The organism is Pseudomonas sp. m6p (assembly GCF_055760375.1).
Genome location: NZ_CM147084.1, coordinates 1,364,360 through 1,379,832, shown reverse-complemented (window position 1 = coordinate 1,379,832; position 15,473 = coordinate 1,364,360). Strand labels below are relative to the sequence as shown.

At 61.8% G+C, this 15,473-nt stretch carries 13 protein-coding genes and 2 pseudogenes; 7 read left to right on the top strand and 8 right to left on the bottom strand.

Features of this window, described 5'->3' with window-relative positions; all coding sequences use genetic code 11:
• Positions 1–91: 91 nt before the first annotated feature.
• The 3 genes and pseudogenes from ACYZUM_RS06265 to ACYZUM_RS06255 form a co-directional block, all read right to left on the bottom strand.
• Positions 92–847: a methyl-accepting chemotaxis protein gene (locus tag ACYZUM_RS06265; protein ID WP_371260415.1), complete on the bottom strand. Its 756-nt coding sequence runs from the start codon at positions 845–847 to the stop codon at positions 92–94.
• A gap of 102 nt (positions 848–949) precedes the next feature.
• A pseudogene (locus ACYZUM_RS06260) lies at positions 950–1,774 on the bottom strand (cache domain-containing protein); the annotation flags it as partial.
• Between the two features lie 161 nt (positions 1,775–1,935).
• Entirely contained in the window at positions 1,936–3,252 is a 1,317-nt protein-coding gene (locus tag ACYZUM_RS06255; protein WP_041070854.1) for a Na+/H+ antiporter family protein, read from the bottom strand.
• 354 nt (positions 3,253–3,606) lie between these two features.
• On the opposite strand from ACYZUM_RS06255, the pseudogene ACYZUM_RS06250 reads away from it, so the two are divergent.
• Positions 3,607–4,998 (top strand): annotated as a pseudogene (locus ACYZUM_RS06250) (methyl-accepting chemotaxis protein); the annotation flags it as partial.
• A gap of 102 nt (positions 4,999–5,100) precedes the next feature.
• On the top strand, positions 5,101–5,856 hold the full coding sequence (locus tag ACYZUM_RS06245; RefSeq protein WP_371262551.1) for a methyl-accepting chemotaxis protein: 756 nt from the start codon (positions 5,101–5,103) through the stop codon (positions 5,854–5,856).
• A 126-nt stretch (positions 5,857–5,982) separates the two neighbouring features.
• Here ACYZUM_RS06245 and ACYZUM_RS06240 read toward each other — a convergent pair whose 3' ends face one another.
• Genes ACYZUM_RS06240 through ACYZUM_RS06225 form a run of 4 tightly spaced genes read right to left on the bottom strand, consistent with a single transcriptional unit; the run spans position 5,983 to position 8,584 of the window.
• Positions 5,983–7,296 carry a sensor histidine kinase gene (locus ACYZUM_RS06240; RefSeq protein ID WP_108182230.1) on the bottom strand — a complete coding sequence of 438 codons (1,314 nt, stop codon included), beginning with the start codon at positions 7,294–7,296 and terminating at the stop codon, positions 5,983–5,985.
• On the bottom strand, positions 7,293–7,961 hold the full coding sequence (locus ACYZUM_RS06235) for a response regulator transcription factor (protein WP_108182229.1): 669 nt from the start codon (positions 7,959–7,961) through the stop codon (positions 7,293–7,295). Before ACYZUM_RS06235 ends, ACYZUM_RS06240 begins: the two co-directional genes overlap by 4 nt.
• A 3-nt stretch (positions 7,962–7,964) precedes the next feature.
• Positions 7,965–8,276, bottom strand: a complete 312-nt coding sequence (locus tag ACYZUM_RS06230) for a PepSY domain-containing protein (RefSeq protein ID WP_007915591.1) — start codon at positions 8,274–8,276, stop codon at positions 7,965–7,967.
• The gene (locus ACYZUM_RS06225; protein ID WP_108182228.1) at positions 8,276–8,584 is read right to left on the bottom strand and encodes a PepSY domain-containing protein; all 309 of its coding nucleotides are present in this window, start codon (positions 8,582–8,584) and stop codon (positions 8,276–8,278) included. Before ACYZUM_RS06225 ends, ACYZUM_RS06230 begins: the two co-directional genes overlap by 1 nt.
• Positions 8,585–8,801: 217 nt before the next feature.
• On the opposite strand from ACYZUM_RS06225, the gene ACYZUM_RS06220 reads away from it, so the two are divergent.
• From ACYZUM_RS06220 to codA, 5 genes are all read left to right on the top strand, one after another.
• Positions 8,802–9,881, top strand: a complete 1,080-nt coding sequence (locus ACYZUM_RS06220; RefSeq protein WP_108182227.1) for a patatin-like phospholipase family protein — start codon at positions 8,802–8,804, stop codon at positions 9,879–9,881.
• A 95-nt stretch (positions 9,882–9,976) separates the two neighbouring features.
• Positions 9,977–10,333 (top strand): 6-carboxytetrahydropterin synthase QueD, encoded by a 357-nt coding sequence (queD, locus tag ACYZUM_RS06215; RefSeq protein WP_003223505.1) that lies wholly within the window; start codon positions 9,977–9,979, stop codon positions 10,331–10,333.
• Between the two features lie 199 nt (positions 10,334–10,532).
• Positions 10,533–11,345 carry an alpha/beta fold hydrolase gene (locus tag ACYZUM_RS06210; RefSeq protein ID WP_108182226.1) on the top strand — a complete coding sequence of 271 codons (813 nt, stop codon included), beginning with the start codon at positions 10,533–10,535 and terminating at the stop codon, positions 11,343–11,345.
• A 242-nt stretch (positions 11,346–11,587) separates the two neighbouring features.
• A complete protein-coding gene (gene codB / locus ACYZUM_RS06205) occupies positions 11,588–12,859 on the top strand; it encodes a cytosine permease (RefSeq protein ID WP_108182225.1) in 1,272 nt (423 codons plus the stop codon).
• A gap of 18 nt (positions 12,860–12,877) precedes the next feature.
• Positions 12,878–14,125 carry a cytosine deaminase gene (gene codA, locus ACYZUM_RS06200; protein ID WP_108182224.1) on the top strand — a complete coding sequence of 416 codons (1,248 nt, stop codon included), beginning with the start codon at positions 12,878–12,880 and terminating at the stop codon, positions 14,123–14,125.
• Positions 14,126–14,291: 166 nt separating this feature from the next.
• Here codA and ACYZUM_RS06195 read toward each other — a convergent pair whose 3' ends face one another.
• The gene (locus ACYZUM_RS06195; RefSeq protein WP_108182223.1) at positions 14,292–15,272 is read right to left on the bottom strand and encodes a diaminopimelate epimerase; all 981 of its coding nucleotides are present in this window, start codon (positions 15,270–15,272) and stop codon (positions 14,292–14,294) included.
• Positions 15,273–15,473: the final 201 nt, after the last annotated feature.

The window sequence follows — 15,473 nt, the reverse complement described above, 5'->3', positions numbered from 1 at the left end:
GCCGAAGGCTGCGATCTTTTGACTTTGATCTTTTAAAGCAAGATCAAAAGATCGCAGCCTTCGGCAGCTCCTACATAGGTTTGTGTAAACGTTAAATTCGGAACTGGCCCACCAGCTTGCCCAACCGCTGCCCCAGCTCCGCCAGACTGCGCGAAGTCTGCGCGCCCAACTGGGTCTCATCCGCCACGCTGTCCACCGCCACGGCGATCTGATGCACGCTGCGGTTGATCTCTTCGGCCACCGCCGTCTGCTCTTCCGCCGCACTGGCGATCTGCGCGTTCATCGAATTGATGGTCGCAATCAGCTCGGCCATCGCATCCAGCGACGCGCCGGCCTGATTGGCTTGCGCCGAGGTGCCATCGCCCGCCTCGCTGGAGCGGCGCATCGCCTCGACCGCCGACTGCGTGCCCGCCTGCAAACGATCAATCATGCCCTGAATTTCCTGGGTGCTGATCTGCGTGCGGCTGGCCAGCGCCCGCACTTCGTCCGCCACCACCGCAAAGCCACGCCCGGCCTCCCCGGCCCGCGCCGCTTCAATCGCCGCGTTCAGCGCCAGCAGGTTGGTCTGTTCGGCAATCGAGCGGATCACTCCGAGCACGCCGACAATCGACGACACGTCCTGCTGCAGGCTGTCGAGCGATACGCCGCTGCTGCGAATGTCATCCACCAGCGCATGAATCTGTTTGATGCTGCCGGCCACCACGCGCTTGGCGCTCTGGCCTTCCTCGTCGGTCTGCTGCGCGGCCACCGCGGCGTTCTGCGCGCTTTTGGCGACTTCCTGGGCGGCGGCGGACATTTCGTTGATCGCCGTGGCGACCTGATCGGTCTCATGGCGCTGACGCTCCATCGCCTGATCGGAACGCTGGGCCTGATCCGACACTTGGGTCACAAGGCCGGTCAGTTGCGTGGTCATCTCGGTGATCTGTCGCACCAGGCCGTGGATCTTGTCGACGAAGCGGTTGAACGAGCCGGCCAGTTCGCCGAGTTCATCCTGGCTGGTGATGTTCAGCCGGCGGGTCAGATCGCCCTCGCCTGCGGCGATGTCGTCGAGGTTGGCTTTCATCAGGTTCAGCGGCCGCAAAATGGTGTTGGCCAACAGCATGCCCGCTGCGGCGATCACCAGCAGCACCAGCACGGCCACGCCGACGATGCTGAGAATCACGCCTTGCATACGCTCCTGCACTTGCGCCTCGACCACCGCCACTTGCGCTTCAATGCCGTCGAGGTTGACCGACGTGCCCACCGCCATGTCCCACTTCGCCAGGTATTCGGTGTAGCCGAGTTTCGGCACCAGTACGTTGGCATTGCCCGGCAGGGGCGAGCTGTATTGCAGATAGTGGGTGCCGTCCTTCGCTACGCTCACCAGGCCGCGATTGACGTAAACCCCGTTGGGGTCGCGGTTGTCCTTGAAGGTTTTGCCCACGCCTTCCGGGTCGTTGGCCTTGAACAGGCGCACGGTCTCGGAGTCGTAGCCGAAGAAGTAGCCGTCCTTGCCGTAGCGGATGCCCGACAACAGCTTGATCGCCTGCGCCCGCGCCGCGTTATCACCGGGGACGGCCGCGTCGTACAGCGGTTTGATCGTGGTCATCGCCACGGCGACGTAACTTTGCAGCGTGGCCTTGGCGTCGGCGAGCAGGCGTTCGCGGGTCTGCTCGACCTCGGTGTGCGCCTGCTGCTGGAGGATGAACAGCGTAGTCAGGCTGATGACCAGCGCAAAGAGCAGCACCGGCAGGACGGCAAGGGACAGGACTTTGGCCTTGAGACTCAAGCGCATTGGGGGGCTCACTCTTTTGGTTTTATTGGCGTGGTTAAAGGCGTTAACGGCACGCGCGAGCAAAAGTTGAACCCAAAAAAAGATCGCAGCCTTCGGCAGCTCCTACACCCATCTCTGTAGGAGCTGCCGAAGGCTGCGATCTTTTGATCTTCAGCTTTTAATCAGAGGACCATCGCCGCCACCCAACCGAACGCCAGCAGCGGCAGGTTGTAATGCAGGAAGGTCGGGACCACGGTGTCCCAGATGTGGTGATGCTGGCCGTCGATGTTCAGGCCGGAGGTCGGGCCCAGCGTCGAGTCCGAGGCGGGCGAACCGGCGTCACCCAGGGCTCCGGCGGTGCCGACGATGCAGACAATCGCCAGCGGACTGAAACCCAGTTGCACGCACAGCGGCACGAAAATCGCCGCCAGAATCGGCACGGTGGAGAACGACGAACCGATGCCCATGGTCACCAGCAGCCCCACCAGCAACATCAACAGCGCGCCGATGCCCTTGCTGTGATTGATCCACGAGGCCGACGATTCGACCAGGGTCTGCACCTGCCCGGTGGCCTTCATCACTTCGGCGAACCCGGACGCGGCAATCATGATGAAACCGATCATCGCCATCATCTTCATGCCTTCGGTGAACAGGTCATCGGTCTCACGCCACTTGACGATGCCGGACACCGAGAAGATCAGGAAACCGACCAGCGCCCCGATAATCATCGAGTCCAACAGCAGTTGCACAATGAACGCCGCCGCAATCGCCACACCGGCGATCATCAGGCTCAGCGGGTTGTACTGCACGGCCACTTGCTCGACCTGTTCGATTTTCTGCAGATCATAGACGCGCTTCTTGCGGTAGCTGATGAACGCCATGGCCAGGCCGAACAGCATGCCCAGCGCCGGAATGCCCATGGCGTGGGTGACGTTGATGCCACTGATGTCGACGCCGCTGCGCGCGACGTTGGCCAGCAGGATTTCATTGAGGAAGATGTTGCCGAAGCCCACCGGCAGGAACATGTACGGAGTGATCAGGCCAAAGGTCATGACGCAGGCGATCAACCGGCGATCGAGTTGCAGCTTGGTCAACACATATAACAGTGGCGGCACCAGCAGCGGAATGAACGCAATGTGGATCGGCAGAATGTTCTGCGAGGCAATCGCCACCACCCAGAGCAGGCCGATCAGCAGCCATTTGACGCTGCCGCCCCCGGTCGCGTGTTGCCGATCGACCATCGCCAGCGCCTTGTCGGCCAGCGCATGGGCCAGGCCGGACTTGGCAATCGCCACGGCGAACGCGCCCAGCAACGCGTAGGACAAGGCCACGGTTGCGCCGCCGCCCAGACCGCTGTTGAACGCCTTGAGCGTGGCGTCGATGCCCAAACCACCGGTCAGGCCACCGACCAGCGCACCGACGATCAGGGCGATCACCACGTGCACACGGGACAGGCTGAGGATCAGCATGATGCCGACCGCAGCAATCACTGCATTCATTTCACTACCTCAAAAACACTGCGATGAAATATCACCGCCAGACAGGATGAGTCCGCCAACGGTTAACCGGCGGATTGGCAAAGAGGGTCTTATTAGAAGGGCGCGCACTGTGCCGCAGAGTGGCGATGGTGTCAAAGCGAGCGGCTGAACTGAAATGTAACTGGCAATGGAGAACCCTGCGGTAAGGAGATCAATGTAACGGGCAATGGAGAACCCTGTGGCGAGGGGATTTATCCCCGATCGGCTGCGCAGCAGTCGCCAAACCTGACTATGCAATTTCTCTGAACGATTGTGAGGGCGGCTTCGCCCCCCATCGGGGATAAATCCCCTCACCACAGGTGTCTGATCGCCAGCATGCGGCAATCGGTCATATTGCGCTTGAACAATAAAGAAAGCCGCAACGCGGCCGTTACAGTGCAAAGTCTCAGATATTTATCGAATAAGGACGTCTCCATGTCGCTCAGACAACTTTCCATTCAATGGAAAATCACCCTGCTCGCCGGCCTGTGCCTGGCGGGCATCGTGACCCTGCTGGTGGGTCTTTCGCTGTACCGCATGGAGCACAGTTCCGAGCTGGTGAAGGCGTCGAGCATGGAGATGCTGACCGAGTCGGCCCAGGCGCGCATTGAATCGCAGGGCGAAGTGCAGGCTGCCGGGATTCGCCAGCAGTTCATGGATGCCTATCAATATGGCCACGGCTTCTCGCGGCAGGTGCTGTTTTTGCGTGAACAGGCCGAGAAGCGCTTCCTCGATGCTTTTGACCTGCGCGAAGACATGACCCGTCAGGTCAAGTCCGCGCTGCAGGCCAACCCGGAGCTGCTCGGTCTGTCGCTGGTGTTCGAAGCCAACGCCTTGGATGGCAAGGATGAACTGTTCGCCGGTCAGGCCGAGCTGGGCAGCAATGACAAGGGTCGCTTCGCCCTGTACTGGTCGCAGCCGACTCCGGGCAAAGTCACCTCGATGGCCCTGCCGGAAAGCGACATGGCCGACACCAGCACCGGCCCCAGCGGTCAGGCGGCCAATGCCTGGTTCACCTGCCCGCGCACCACGCTCAAACCCTGCGTGATCGAACCGTACTTTTATGTGATCGACGGCCAGAACGTGCTGATGACCAGCATCGTCTTTCCGCTGATGGTCAACGGCAAAGTCATCGCCTCGCTGTCGGTGGACATCAATCTCAACAGCCTGCAGGCGATCAGCCAGGCCGCGAGCAAAAAACTCTACGACGGCCAGACCGCCGTGAGCATCATCAGCCCCACCGGCCTGCTCGCCGGTTACAGCCCGGACGCCAGCAAGCTGAGCAAACGTCTGGATGCCGTGGACACCGTCAGCGGCGCCGAACTGCTGCGTCAACTCGGCGCCAGCAGCAACAGCGTCAGCAGCCTGCACAGCAACGGCCAGTTGAAAGTGCTGTCGCCGTTCCAGCCGATCCCCGGCGGCCCGGCGTGGGGCGTGTTGCTCGATGTGCCGGAAAAGGTGCTGGTCAGCCGCGCCGAAGCACTCAAGCAGCAACTGGATGCGAGCAACCAATCCGGCACCCTGATCGAACTGAGCCTTGGCGTGCTTGCGGCACTGATCGGCCTGCTGTTGGTGTGGCTGATGGCGCGCAGCGTGACCAAACCGATCCTCGGCGTGGCCAATATGCTCGAGGACATCGCCAGTGGCGAAGGCGATCTGACCCGCCGTCTGGCCTACGACAAGAAAGATGAACTCGGCCAATTGGCCGGCTGGTTCAACAAGTTCCTCGACAAGTTGCAACCGATCATCGCCGAAGTGAAACGCTCGGTGCAGGACGCGCGCAACACCGCCGACCAGTCCTCGGCCATCGCGACTCAGACCAGCGCCGGCATGGAGCAGCAATACCGCCAGGTCGATCAGGTCGCCACCGCGTCCCACGAAATGAGCGCCACCGCGCAGGATGTTGCGCGCAGTGCTGCGCAAGCCGCAGAAGCGGCCAAAGACGCCGACCGCGCCACCCGTCAGGGCCTGACCGTGATCGACCGCACCACCGCGAGCATCGACACCCTCGCCGCCGACATGAGCGCGGCGATGGTTCAGGTCGAAGGGCTGGCGGCCAATAGCGAGAAGATCGGTACGGTGTTGGAAACCATCCGCGCCATCGCCGAACAGACCAACCTGCTGGCGCTCAACGCGGCAATCGAAGCGGCGCGTGCCGGTGAAGCCGGGCGCGGTTTTGCCGTGGTCGCCGACGAAGTGCGCAACCTCGCCCGCCGCACCCAAGAGTCGGTGGAAGAAACCCGTCAGGTCATCGAGCAATTGCAGACCGGTACCCAGGACGTGGTCGGTTCGATGGGCAACAGCCATCGCCAGGCTCAGGGCAGTGTCGAACAGGTCGGGCAAGCGGTGACCGCACTGCGCCAGATCGGCGATGCGGTGACGGTGATCAGCGACATGAACCTGCAGATCGCCAGCGCGGCGGAAGAACAGAGCGCGGTGGCCGAGGAGATCAACAACAACGTGGCGACCATTCGCGACGTCACCGAATCGTTGTCCGGGCAGGCCAATGAGTCGGCGCGGGTAAGCCAGTCACTGAACAGCCTGGCGAATCAACAGCAGAGTCTGATGGATCAGTTCCGGGTCTGACTGTATCACCCTCGCCTGTAGGAGCTGCCGCAGGCTGCGATCTTTTGACTTTGATTTTTTAAAAGCCAAGATCAAAAGATCGCAGCCTGCGGCAGCTCCTACACGGGATTGGTGGTGTTTGGGTGATCAGCGTTTGGGCAACTCGATCACCACCTTCAAACCGCCCCACTCACTCTCGCCCAGCACCAGCAATCCGCCCCACGTCTCGACAATATCGCGCACAATCCCCAGCCCCAGACCATGCCCGTCAGTCTGCTCGTCGAGCCGCGTGCCACGGCTGAATACCTGACTACGCTGCTCTTCGGGAATCCCCGGCCCGTCATCTTCAACGCTCAGGGCGTAGCCATCAGTTCTTTCGATCACACTCAGACGCACCTCGGCATCCGCCCATTTGCAGGCGTTGTCCAACAGGTTGCCGAGCAGCTCCAGCAAGTCCTCGCGATCCCACGGCAATTGCAGCCCCGGCGGCGCGACGTAGCTCAACGCCAGATGCTCGCCGTGGATCATGTTCAACGTCGCCAGCAGCCCCGGCAGTTCCGCATCACAATCAAACAGCGCACCGGGCAGTGCATCACCGGATAAACGCGCGCGATTGAGTTCACGATTGAGCCGCTGTTGCACTTGCTCCAGTTGCTCCTTGAGGATCTTGCGCAGCTCCGGATGGGCGTCGAGTTTTTCGTTCGAGGCCAGACTCAGCAGCACCGCCAGCGGGGTCTTCAGCGCATGTCCCAGATTGCCCAATGCATTGCGCGAGCGCTTCAGACTGTCTTCGGTGTGAGCCAGCAAATGGTTGATCTGCGCCACCAACGGCTCGAGCTCGACCGGCACCTGATCGTCCAGTTGCGAGCGCTGGCCCTGCTGCAACTGGGCGATCTGCTCGCGGGCGCGTTCCAGCGGCTTGAGCGCGCGACGCACCGTCAACCGTTGCAGGATCAGAATCAGCAGCAAGCCGGCCAGGCCCAGCCCGAGGCCGATCTGGCGCATGCGCTGGAAACTCTCGCGCACCGGGGTGTAATCCTGGGCGACGCTGATGGAGATTGACTGCCCCAAACGCCGATAATCCGAACGCAACACCAGCAACTGCTGACCGTCCGGGCCCAGTTGCAGGTTGCTGTGCAGGCCGGGATGGTCAAGCAGCGGCAAGTCCTGATCCCACAGCGAACGCGAGCGCCAGTGGCTGTCGGCAAAATCGATGCGGAAATAATGCCCGGAAAACGGTCGCTGATAGGCCGGCGACAGGTGCCGCTCATCCAGTTGCAAACCTTGCGGGCCACGCACCAGCGCCACCAGCAGGCTTTCGCTGTCGTTGCGCAGACCGGCCTCGAGATAACGCTGCAAACCGACTTCGAACAACCACAGGCTGGTTTGCGCCAGCACCACGCCGACGATCACCATCACGCTGATCAACCCCAGGCTCAAGCGGCGCTGGATCGACCTCACGAAGCCTGCCCGCCGAACAGGTAACCCTGGCCGCGACGGGTTTCGATCACCGCTTTACCCAGCTTGCGCCGCAGGTGGTTGACGTGAACTTCGAGGACGTTGGAGTCACGCTCGGTCTCGCCGTCGTAGAGGTGCTCGGCGAGGTGGGTTTTCGACAGGATCTGTTCCGGGTGCAGCATGAAATAACGCAGCAGGCGGAATTCGGCGGCGGTCAGCTGAATCTCGCTGCCGTCACGAATCACGCACTGGCGACCTTCGTCCAGATGCAGGCCGGCGGCCTTGAGCGTCGGCTGGTTGGCCTGGCCCTTGGAGCGGCGCAGCAACGACTGCACGCGCAGGTGCAGCTCTTCAGGGTGAAACGGTTTGGTCAGGTAATCATCGGCGCCGGCCTTCAGGCCTTCGATGCGCTCGGCCCAGGAATCGCGGGCGGTAAGGATCAACACCGGCGTCGACAGGCCACCGGCACGCCATTGCGCCAGCACCTCCAGCCCGGGAACGCCGGGCAGACCAAGGTCGAGAATGATCAGGTCATACGGCTCGCTGCTGCCCTGATACACCGCATCGCGCCCGTCCGCCAGCCAGTCCACCGCGTAGCCTTGGCGCTGCAGGCCGGCGGTCAGTTCGTCGGCCAGCGGCACATGGTCTTCCACCAGAAGCAAACGCATCGGTCAATCTTCCTTGTCTTTCACGAGTTCGCCGGTATCGGCCTTCAGGTGCAACTCCCGGGCGACACCTTCGACGGTCAGCAACTCGACTTCATAAATGTAGACGTCGTGTTTTTCTTCCAGCTCGACTTCCAGCAGTTTTGCGCCGGGGTAACGGTCCATCGCCTGCTGCAGCACTTGCTCAAGCGGCAGGATCACGCCCTGCTTGCGCAGATCAAGCGCTTCATCCGGACCGAGATCGCGGGCCATGGCCGTCGAGCAACACATAACCAGCGCCAACGCCGTGCGGCGGGTGGCGCGAACATTAACCTTCATTACGTATCCTGATGATCCTTGAGAACCTGCCCAGTCACCGCGTCTAATTCCAGATCCCACTCCAGCCCTTGTGGATCACGCATTTCGACCTGGTAGACGTACTTGCCGTACTGCTCTTCCAGCTCGGTATCGGTGATGGTCGACCCCGGATGTCTGGTCAGCGCCGTGGCGTTGAGCTTCTCGAAGGAGACGATAGTACCAGCGTCGCGCAGGCGCAGGGCTTCGTCGGGGCCAAGATCGCGGGCATGGGCGAGGTTGGCGGTCAGGCCGATGATCGCGGCAATGGACAGGGCAGTCAGGGTTTTCATGGATGTCTCCGTATTTTTATGTGCAGCTACGGTGGGCACCTTAGCGGTGCGAACTTAACTGAAACTGAATTGCCATCATTGCCCCTGTAGGAGCTGCCGCAGGCTGCGATCTTTTGATCTTGCCTTTAAAAATCAAAAGATCGCAGCCTGCGGCAGCTCCTACAGAGATCGGTAACATGTGCTTATAATTGTTCGCTTGCTAACGATCGAGACCGGTATGACTGCCATCCACATCAAGTTCCCCGCCCTCACCCTCAAGGCCGGCCCTCGGGCCATGGCGCGCATTCGTGCCCAAGGCCTGAACGCCGCCGACGTCGGCACCCTGCCCGGTGCGGCCGGAGGGCCGAAGGCGTTGGGGATTCAGGGGCTGGATCTGGCGTTGTTCGGCGAATGGCTGCCGAGCGCGCCGCGTGAGCGCTCGCTGATCGGTGCCTCGGTCGGTTCCTGGCGCTTCGCCAGCGCTTGCCTGCCGGACGCTGCCGAAGGCATTCGCCGCCTCGGCCAGTTGTACGCCGAGCAGAATTTCAACAAAGGCGTGACCATGGCCGAGATCAGCGCGAGCTCGCAGCGCATGCTCAATGACCTGCTCGACGGCCGCGACGCCAGCATCCTCAACAACGCCGACTACCGCCTGAACATCATGGTCGTGAAAAGCCACGGGCGCCTGGCCGATGATCACCGCGGACGCCTCGGCCTGGCGCTGGGCTCGGTGATCGCCGATAACCTGCGCGGTCGCGCACGGCTGTCGCGGCACTTCGAACGCCTGATCGTTCACGACCCGCGCCTCGCCCCACCGGTGAATGCGTTGAATGACTTTCCGTCGCGCTTCGTCGCCCTCAATGCCGGCAACCTGCGCCAGGCGCTGCTGGCGTCCGGTTCGATCCCGATGGTCATGGAAGGCGTGCGCGACCTGCCGGGTGCCGGCGCCGGCACCTTCCGCGATGGCGGTCTGCTCGACTATCACCTGGACCTGCCCTACAGCGGCGACGGCATCGTGCTTTATCCGCACTTCACCGACCGGGTGATCCCGGGTTGGTTCGACAAGACCCTGCCGTGGCGCCGCGCCTCGGTCGAGCGTTTGCAGGACGTGCTGTTAGTGGCCCCATCGAAGGACTATCTGGCGCGCCTGCCCTACGGCAAACTGCCCGACCGTAACGACTTCAAGCGCTTCATGGGCGATGCGCCGAGTCGGCAGAAATACTGGCACGCGGCGATGGACGAAAGCCGCCGCCTGGGCGACGAGTTTCTCGAATTGACCGCCAGCGGTCGCCTCGCCGAGCGCTTGCTGACCCTTTAGTCAGTGTTTTCCCGCATCGCCAAACACAAGCTGGTAAACTCGCCGCCTGCCCGAATCGCTGCGGCGAACGCCACCTGAACAGAGCCGAAATCACTGTGGAAATCTTCAAAGAGTTTACATTCGAATCCGCCCACCGCCTGCCGCACGTCCCGGACGGCCACAAGTGCGGACGCCTGCACGGCCACTCGTTCAAGGTGGCGATTCACCTGAGCGGCGACCTCGATCCGCACACGGGCTGGATCCGCGATTTCTCCGAGATCAAGGCGATCTTCAAGCCGCTGTACGAGCGCCTGGACCACAACTACCTGAACGACATTCCTGGCCTGGAAAACCCGACCAGCGAAGTGCTGGCCAAATTCATCTGGAATGAAATGAAGCCCCTGCTGCCGGAACTCAGCGCGATCCGCATTCACGAGACCTGCACCAGCGGTTGCATCTATCGCGGCGAATGATCCAACACAAATCCCCTTGTAGGAGCTGCCGCAGGCTGCGATCTTTTGATCTTGTTTTTTAAATTCAAAATCAAAAGATCGCAGCCTGCGGCAGCTCCTACACAGGGAATGGTGTTTTGTCAGGAAAATAGAGAACAGCCTTCACGGCTGCTTTTTATGCCTATGCTTTTTGGCTCAACCCCGCCAAGAGGACAGGCCGATGACGGACTGGCTGCTGGATCAGGTCTTCGATTTCGATGGGCATCCCATACGCTACACCGTGCGCGGTGACGGCCCGCCGCTGGTGTTCGTGCATGGCACGCCGTTCTCATCGTATGTGTGGCACCGCATCGCGCCGCATTTCTTTGCCAGTCACCGGGTGCATTATTTCGACCTGCTGGGCTACGGACGCTCCGCACAACCGGACGCCGACGTTTCCCTCGGCGTGCAGAATCAACTTCTCGCGCATTTGCTCGATCACTGGAACATCCAGCGCCCAGACGTGGTCGCCCACGATTTCGGCGGCGCCACCGCACTGCGCACACACTTGCTCAATGGCAGGGACTACCGCAGCCTGACGCTGATCGATCCGGTGGCGCTGACGCCATGGGGATCGCCGTTCGTGCAGCATGTGCGCCAGCATGAAACGGCGTTCAGCGGCCTGCCGGACTACATCCAGCGCGCGATCGTCCCGACCTACATTCGCGGGGCGATTCACCGCGACATCCCCGACGCTGAACTGGCGCCCTACGTGCAACCGTGGCTCGGCGATCCGGGGCAAGCGGCGTTCTATCGGCAGATCGCGCAGATGGACGAACGCTACACCCGCGAGGCCGAACCGCTGTACCCAAGCATCCGCTGCCCGGTGCAGATTCTCTGGGGTGAAGTCGATCAGTGGATTCCCATCGAACGGGGTCGGGCGTTACACCAGATGATCCCGGGATCACAATTTCACCCGATCCCCAACGCCGGCCACCTCGTTCAGGAGGACGCCCCGGAAGCGATCGTCGCTGCATTGCTCAGATTCCTCTGACCCAACACCCATTCCTGGTGGGAGCGAGCCTGCTCGCGAAAGCGGAATATCAGCCATTGCAGATGTCGCCTGACTCGCCGCCTTCGCGAGCAGGCTCGCTCCCACTTTGGGCTCGGGTGCATTCGGTTGCACCGCTTTCGCGCCAATCCATGTGTCTCGTCTATACATAACCCGCGCCAACCGGATTTGGCACGACCACTGCAACCTGCTTCGCGTCCCCCCTATTCAGCAAGGAACGCCCCATGACGCAAAACGATCCCGGCAACGACTACCCCCTCAGCGAAGTCCCGATGCATGCGCGAAAAGGCCTGGCCTCGACCGCCATGGTGTTACTGGGATTCACATTTTTCACCGCAACCATGTTTGCCGGCGGCAAGCTCGGCGTGGCCTTCAGTTTTGGCGAGATGATGGCGGTGATCATCGTCGGTAACCTGCTGCTCGGGCTGTACGCGGCAGGTCTGGGTTATATCGCCTTCAAGAGCGGGCTTAATTCGGTGCTGATGGGGCGTTTCTGTTTTGGTGAGGTTGGCAGCAAACTCAGTGACCTGATCCTGGGATTTACCCAGATCGGCTGGTACGCCTGGGGCACTGCAACCGCCGCCGTGGTGATTGGCAAATACTTCGCGCTGGAGCAAGGCACGGTGCTGGGCCTGATGGTGCTGTTCGGCCTGGTGTTCTGCGCCACGGCGTATGTTGGTTATCGCGGCCTGGAGATCCTGTCGTACATCGCGGTGCCGGCAATGATGTTGCTGCTGATGCTGTCGATGTGGGTTGCGACCGTGAAAGTCGGTGGCCTCGATGGGTTGCTGGCGGTGGTGCCGAGCGGTTCTCTGGACTGGTCGACCGCGATCACGCTGGTGTTCGGCACCTTCGTCAGCGGCGCGACGCAGGCCACCAACTGGACACGTTTCTCACGCTCGGCACGGGTTGCCGTGCTGGCGAGCCTGATCGGTTTTTTCATCGGCAATGGCCTGATGGTGCTGATCGGTGCCTACGGCGCAATCGTCTATCAGCAGCCCGACGTGGTTGAAGTGTTGTTGCTGCAAGGCTTCGCCATGGCCGCAATGGCCATGCTGTTACTGAATATCTGGAGCACCCAGGACAACACCATCTATAACTTCGCCGTCGCCGGTTGCAACCTGCTGCGCACCGGGCGGCGCAAGACCGTGACCCTGGCCGGCGCGGTGATCGGCACCCTGCTCGCGCTGCTGGGCATGTACGACATGCTGGTGCCGTACCTGATCCTGCTGGGCACGGTGATTCCACCGATTGGCGGGGTGATCATGGCCGACTTTTTCTTCCGCTGGCGTGGGCGCTATCCGCGTCTGGCCGACACACGGCTGCCGGCGTTCAACTGGCCGGGGCTGGGGGCTTACGCGGTCGGTACGCTCGCCGCGTTCCATTCGCCGTGGGTCGCGCCGCTGGTAGGGATTGCCGCCGCCGCGCTAACGTATGTCATCGTCACCGGCCTGCTCGGCGCCCGTCGCGCCAGTGCGCCACTACCAGACCTATAAGAAAGAAGGATTCGCCTGATGCACATCATCAACGCCCGGCTGCGCAACCAGGAAGGTTTGCACGAACTGCACCTGGAAGACGGCCTGATCCGCAGCATCGGCCGCCAGACCGAAGCCCCGACCCTCAACCCCGGCGACCTCGACGCCGGCGGCAATCTGGTGGTGCCGCCTTTCGTCGAGCCGCACATCCACCTCGACGCCACGCTGACAGCTGGCGAACCGCGCTGGAACATGAGTGGCACGCTGTTCGAGGGCATCGAGTGCTGGGGCGAGCGCAAGGTCACCATCACCGAAGAAGACACCAAAACCCGCGCCAAGAAGACCATTCAAGCCTTGGCCGCTCACGGCATTCAGCACGTGCGCACCCACGTCGACGTCACCGACCCGCAGCTCACCGCGCTGAAGGCGATGCTCGAAGTCCGCGAAGAAACCCGCCATCTGATCGACCTGCAAATCGTCGCGTTCCCACAGGAAGGCATCGAGTCGTTCCGCAACGGTCGCGAGCTGATGGAAGAAGCGATTCGCATGGGCGCCGATGTGGTGGGCGGCATTCCGCATTTCGAATACACCCGCGATCAGGGCGTCAGTTCGGTGAAGTTTCTGATGGACCTGGCCGAACGCACCGGTTGCCTGGTCGATGTGCATTGCGACGAAACCGATGACCCGCATTCGCGCTTTCTTGAGGTACTCGCCGAAGAGGCCCGCAGCCGCGACATGGGCGCGCGGGTCACGGCCAGCCACACCACGGCGATGGGCTCTTACGACAACGCTTACTGCGCGAAATTGTTCCGTTTGCTCGGTCATTCCGGGATCAGTTTCGTCTCGTGCCCGACCGAAAGCATTCACTTGCAGGGACGCTTCGACAACTTCCCGAAACGTCGAGGCGTGACCCGGGTCAACGAGCTGCTGGAGGCCGGGATGAACGTGTGTTTTGGCCAGGATTCAATCGTTGATCCGTGGTATCCGCTGGGCAACGGCAACATCCTGCGCGTGCTTGAGGCCGGGTTGCACATTTGCCATATGCTCGGCTATCGCAACCTGCAGAACGCGCTGGATCTGGTCACCGACAACAGCGCCAAGGCCATGCACCTGGGCGAGCGTTACGGCCTGGAACAGGGGCGTCCGGCCAACCTGTTGATTCTGTCGGCGGACAGCGATTACGAAGTGATCCGCAGCCAGGGTCTGCCGCTGTATTCGATTCGCGGCGGCAAGGTGCTGATGAAGCGGCAGATGCCGGTGGTGGAGTTCAGCAGCCCTCTTGACTGACCGCCATTTCCTGTAGGAGCTGCCGCAGGCTGCGATCTTTGTTTTTGATTCTAAAAACAAGATCAAAAGATCGCAGCCTGCGGCAGCTCCTACAGAATGCTCGCGATCCTGCATGGGTATGCATTTCCCTGTGGGAGCTGGCTTGCCAGCGAAGGCGATTGCCGCTTCAACCGATCAAGCGAGCCGTACCAAACAACCTGACCCGCATCAATCCGCCCTGCTCTTCTTCAAGCAACACCGGCGCCGTCCCGCCCGGCATGACGACGTGAACCTCCCCACTCGCCACCCAATCCACCGCCCATGCGGCACAGGCCACTGCACTGGCGCTGGTACCGGAAGACGCCGTCGGTCCTTCACCACGTTCGAACACTCGGGCGATGATGCGCTGCGCTGACTCAAGCGCGGCCCATTGCAGATTGACGCCCGCCGGGCATGGCTGGCCGGCGCCCGTCGGCATCGCGTAGGCGATTCGGGTCAGGCCTTCGGCCCATGGCGACTGGCGCATTTGTGAGTTGCTCGGCAACTCGGCGATGTCGGTCAACAACGTTACGCAATGCGGATTGCCGATGCGCACGAATTGACTGTGCTGCCACGCGGAATCGAGTTGTGCCAATGGCGCTACGTGGCTCACCTCATGACCATTGAACCCGCGCTGTTCAACCTGCTGCGCACCCACCGCTGAAGGCCCGAAGCCCGGTTGACCAAGGTCCAGCCAGAAACCATTCACGCCTTCGACTACGGCCGGTTTCACCGAGGTTTCCACGGCATCACCCTTGTCGTGATGCACTCGCAGCGACGCCCCTTGCGCCGGCATCAGCCCTTGCTCCAGCAACGACTGGGAAAAAATCGTCAAGCCATTGCCACTGCGCTCGGCCAAGGTGCCGTCGGTGTTGACGATCAGCACGTCGAACGGCGGTGCAGACTGAAACGGACCGATCAGCAGTCCGTCGCTGCGGTGCGATTTGCTCCCCGCCGGCCGCTGGCCCTCGGGCCAGTCGCAGCACAGCGCAATGGCTGCGCGGCTCCAGGTCGCTCTCGACACAGCACACTGCGCGGCACTGATCGGCAGATCGATCCCTGCCTCACGAAGTACCTGGGGCGAAATCACCCCGTAAATATTGCCTCGCGCATCGTAGAACTGCGTCATCACCGTCCCTGCTCGTCTTGTGGAAGCACGCACTTTAAACCGCGATCCCCGGTAGGCGTGAGCCTGCTCGCGATAGCGGGCTTTCAGGCATCCTTTTCATTGCCTGATCCACCGTTATCGAGAGCAATCTCATGCCTACAGGTTAGGATGTCGGCTGCCCCGCCCCGAGACCTGCGATCGAACCTCGCCGCGCGATGACTG

Bases quoted from the DNA above. Each gene is read 5' to 3' on its own strand.
- ACYZUM_RS06225 (WP_108182228.1), bottom strand. From the start codon at position 8,584: ATGAAAACCCTGACTGCCCTGTCCATTGCCGCGATCATCGGCCTGACC.
- ACYZUM_RS06235 (WP_108182229.1), bottom strand. From the start codon at position 7,961: ATGCGTTTGCTTCTGGTGGAAGACCATGTGCCGCTGGCCGACGAACTG.
- ACYZUM_RS06245 (WP_371262551.1), top strand. From the start codon at position 5,101: ATGGAGCAGCAATACCGCCAGGTCGATCAGGTCGCCACCGCGTCCCAC.
- ACYZUM_RS06230 (WP_007915591.1), bottom strand. From the start codon at position 8,276: ATGAAGGTTAATGTTCGCGCCACCCGCCGCACGGCGTTGGCGCTGGTT.
- ACYZUM_RS06220 (WP_108182227.1), top strand. From the start codon at position 8,802: ATGACTGCCATCCACATCAAGTTCCCCGCCCTCACCCTCAAGGCCGGC.
- codA (WP_108182224.1), top strand. From the start codon at position 12,878: ATGCACATCATCAACGCCCGGCTGCGCAACCAGGAAGGTTTGCACGAA.
- ACYZUM_RS06195 (WP_108182223.1), bottom strand. From the start codon at position 15,272: ATGACGCAGTTCTACGATGCGCGAGGCAATATTTACGGGGTGATTTCG.
- codB (WP_108182225.1), top strand. From the start codon at position 11,588: ATGACGCAAAACGATCCCGGCAACGACTACCCCCTCAGCGAAGTCCCG.
- ACYZUM_RS06265 (WP_371260415.1), bottom strand. From the start codon at position 847: ATGGAGCGTCAGCGCCATGAGACCGATCAGGTCGCCACGGCGATCAAC.
- ACYZUM_RS06255 (WP_041070854.1), bottom strand. From the start codon at position 3,252: ATGAATGCAGTGATTGCTGCGGTCGGCATCATGCTGATCCTCAGCCTG.
- ACYZUM_RS06210 (WP_108182226.1), top strand. From the start codon at position 10,533: ATGACGGACTGGCTGCTGGATCAGGTCTTCGATTTCGATGGGCATCCC.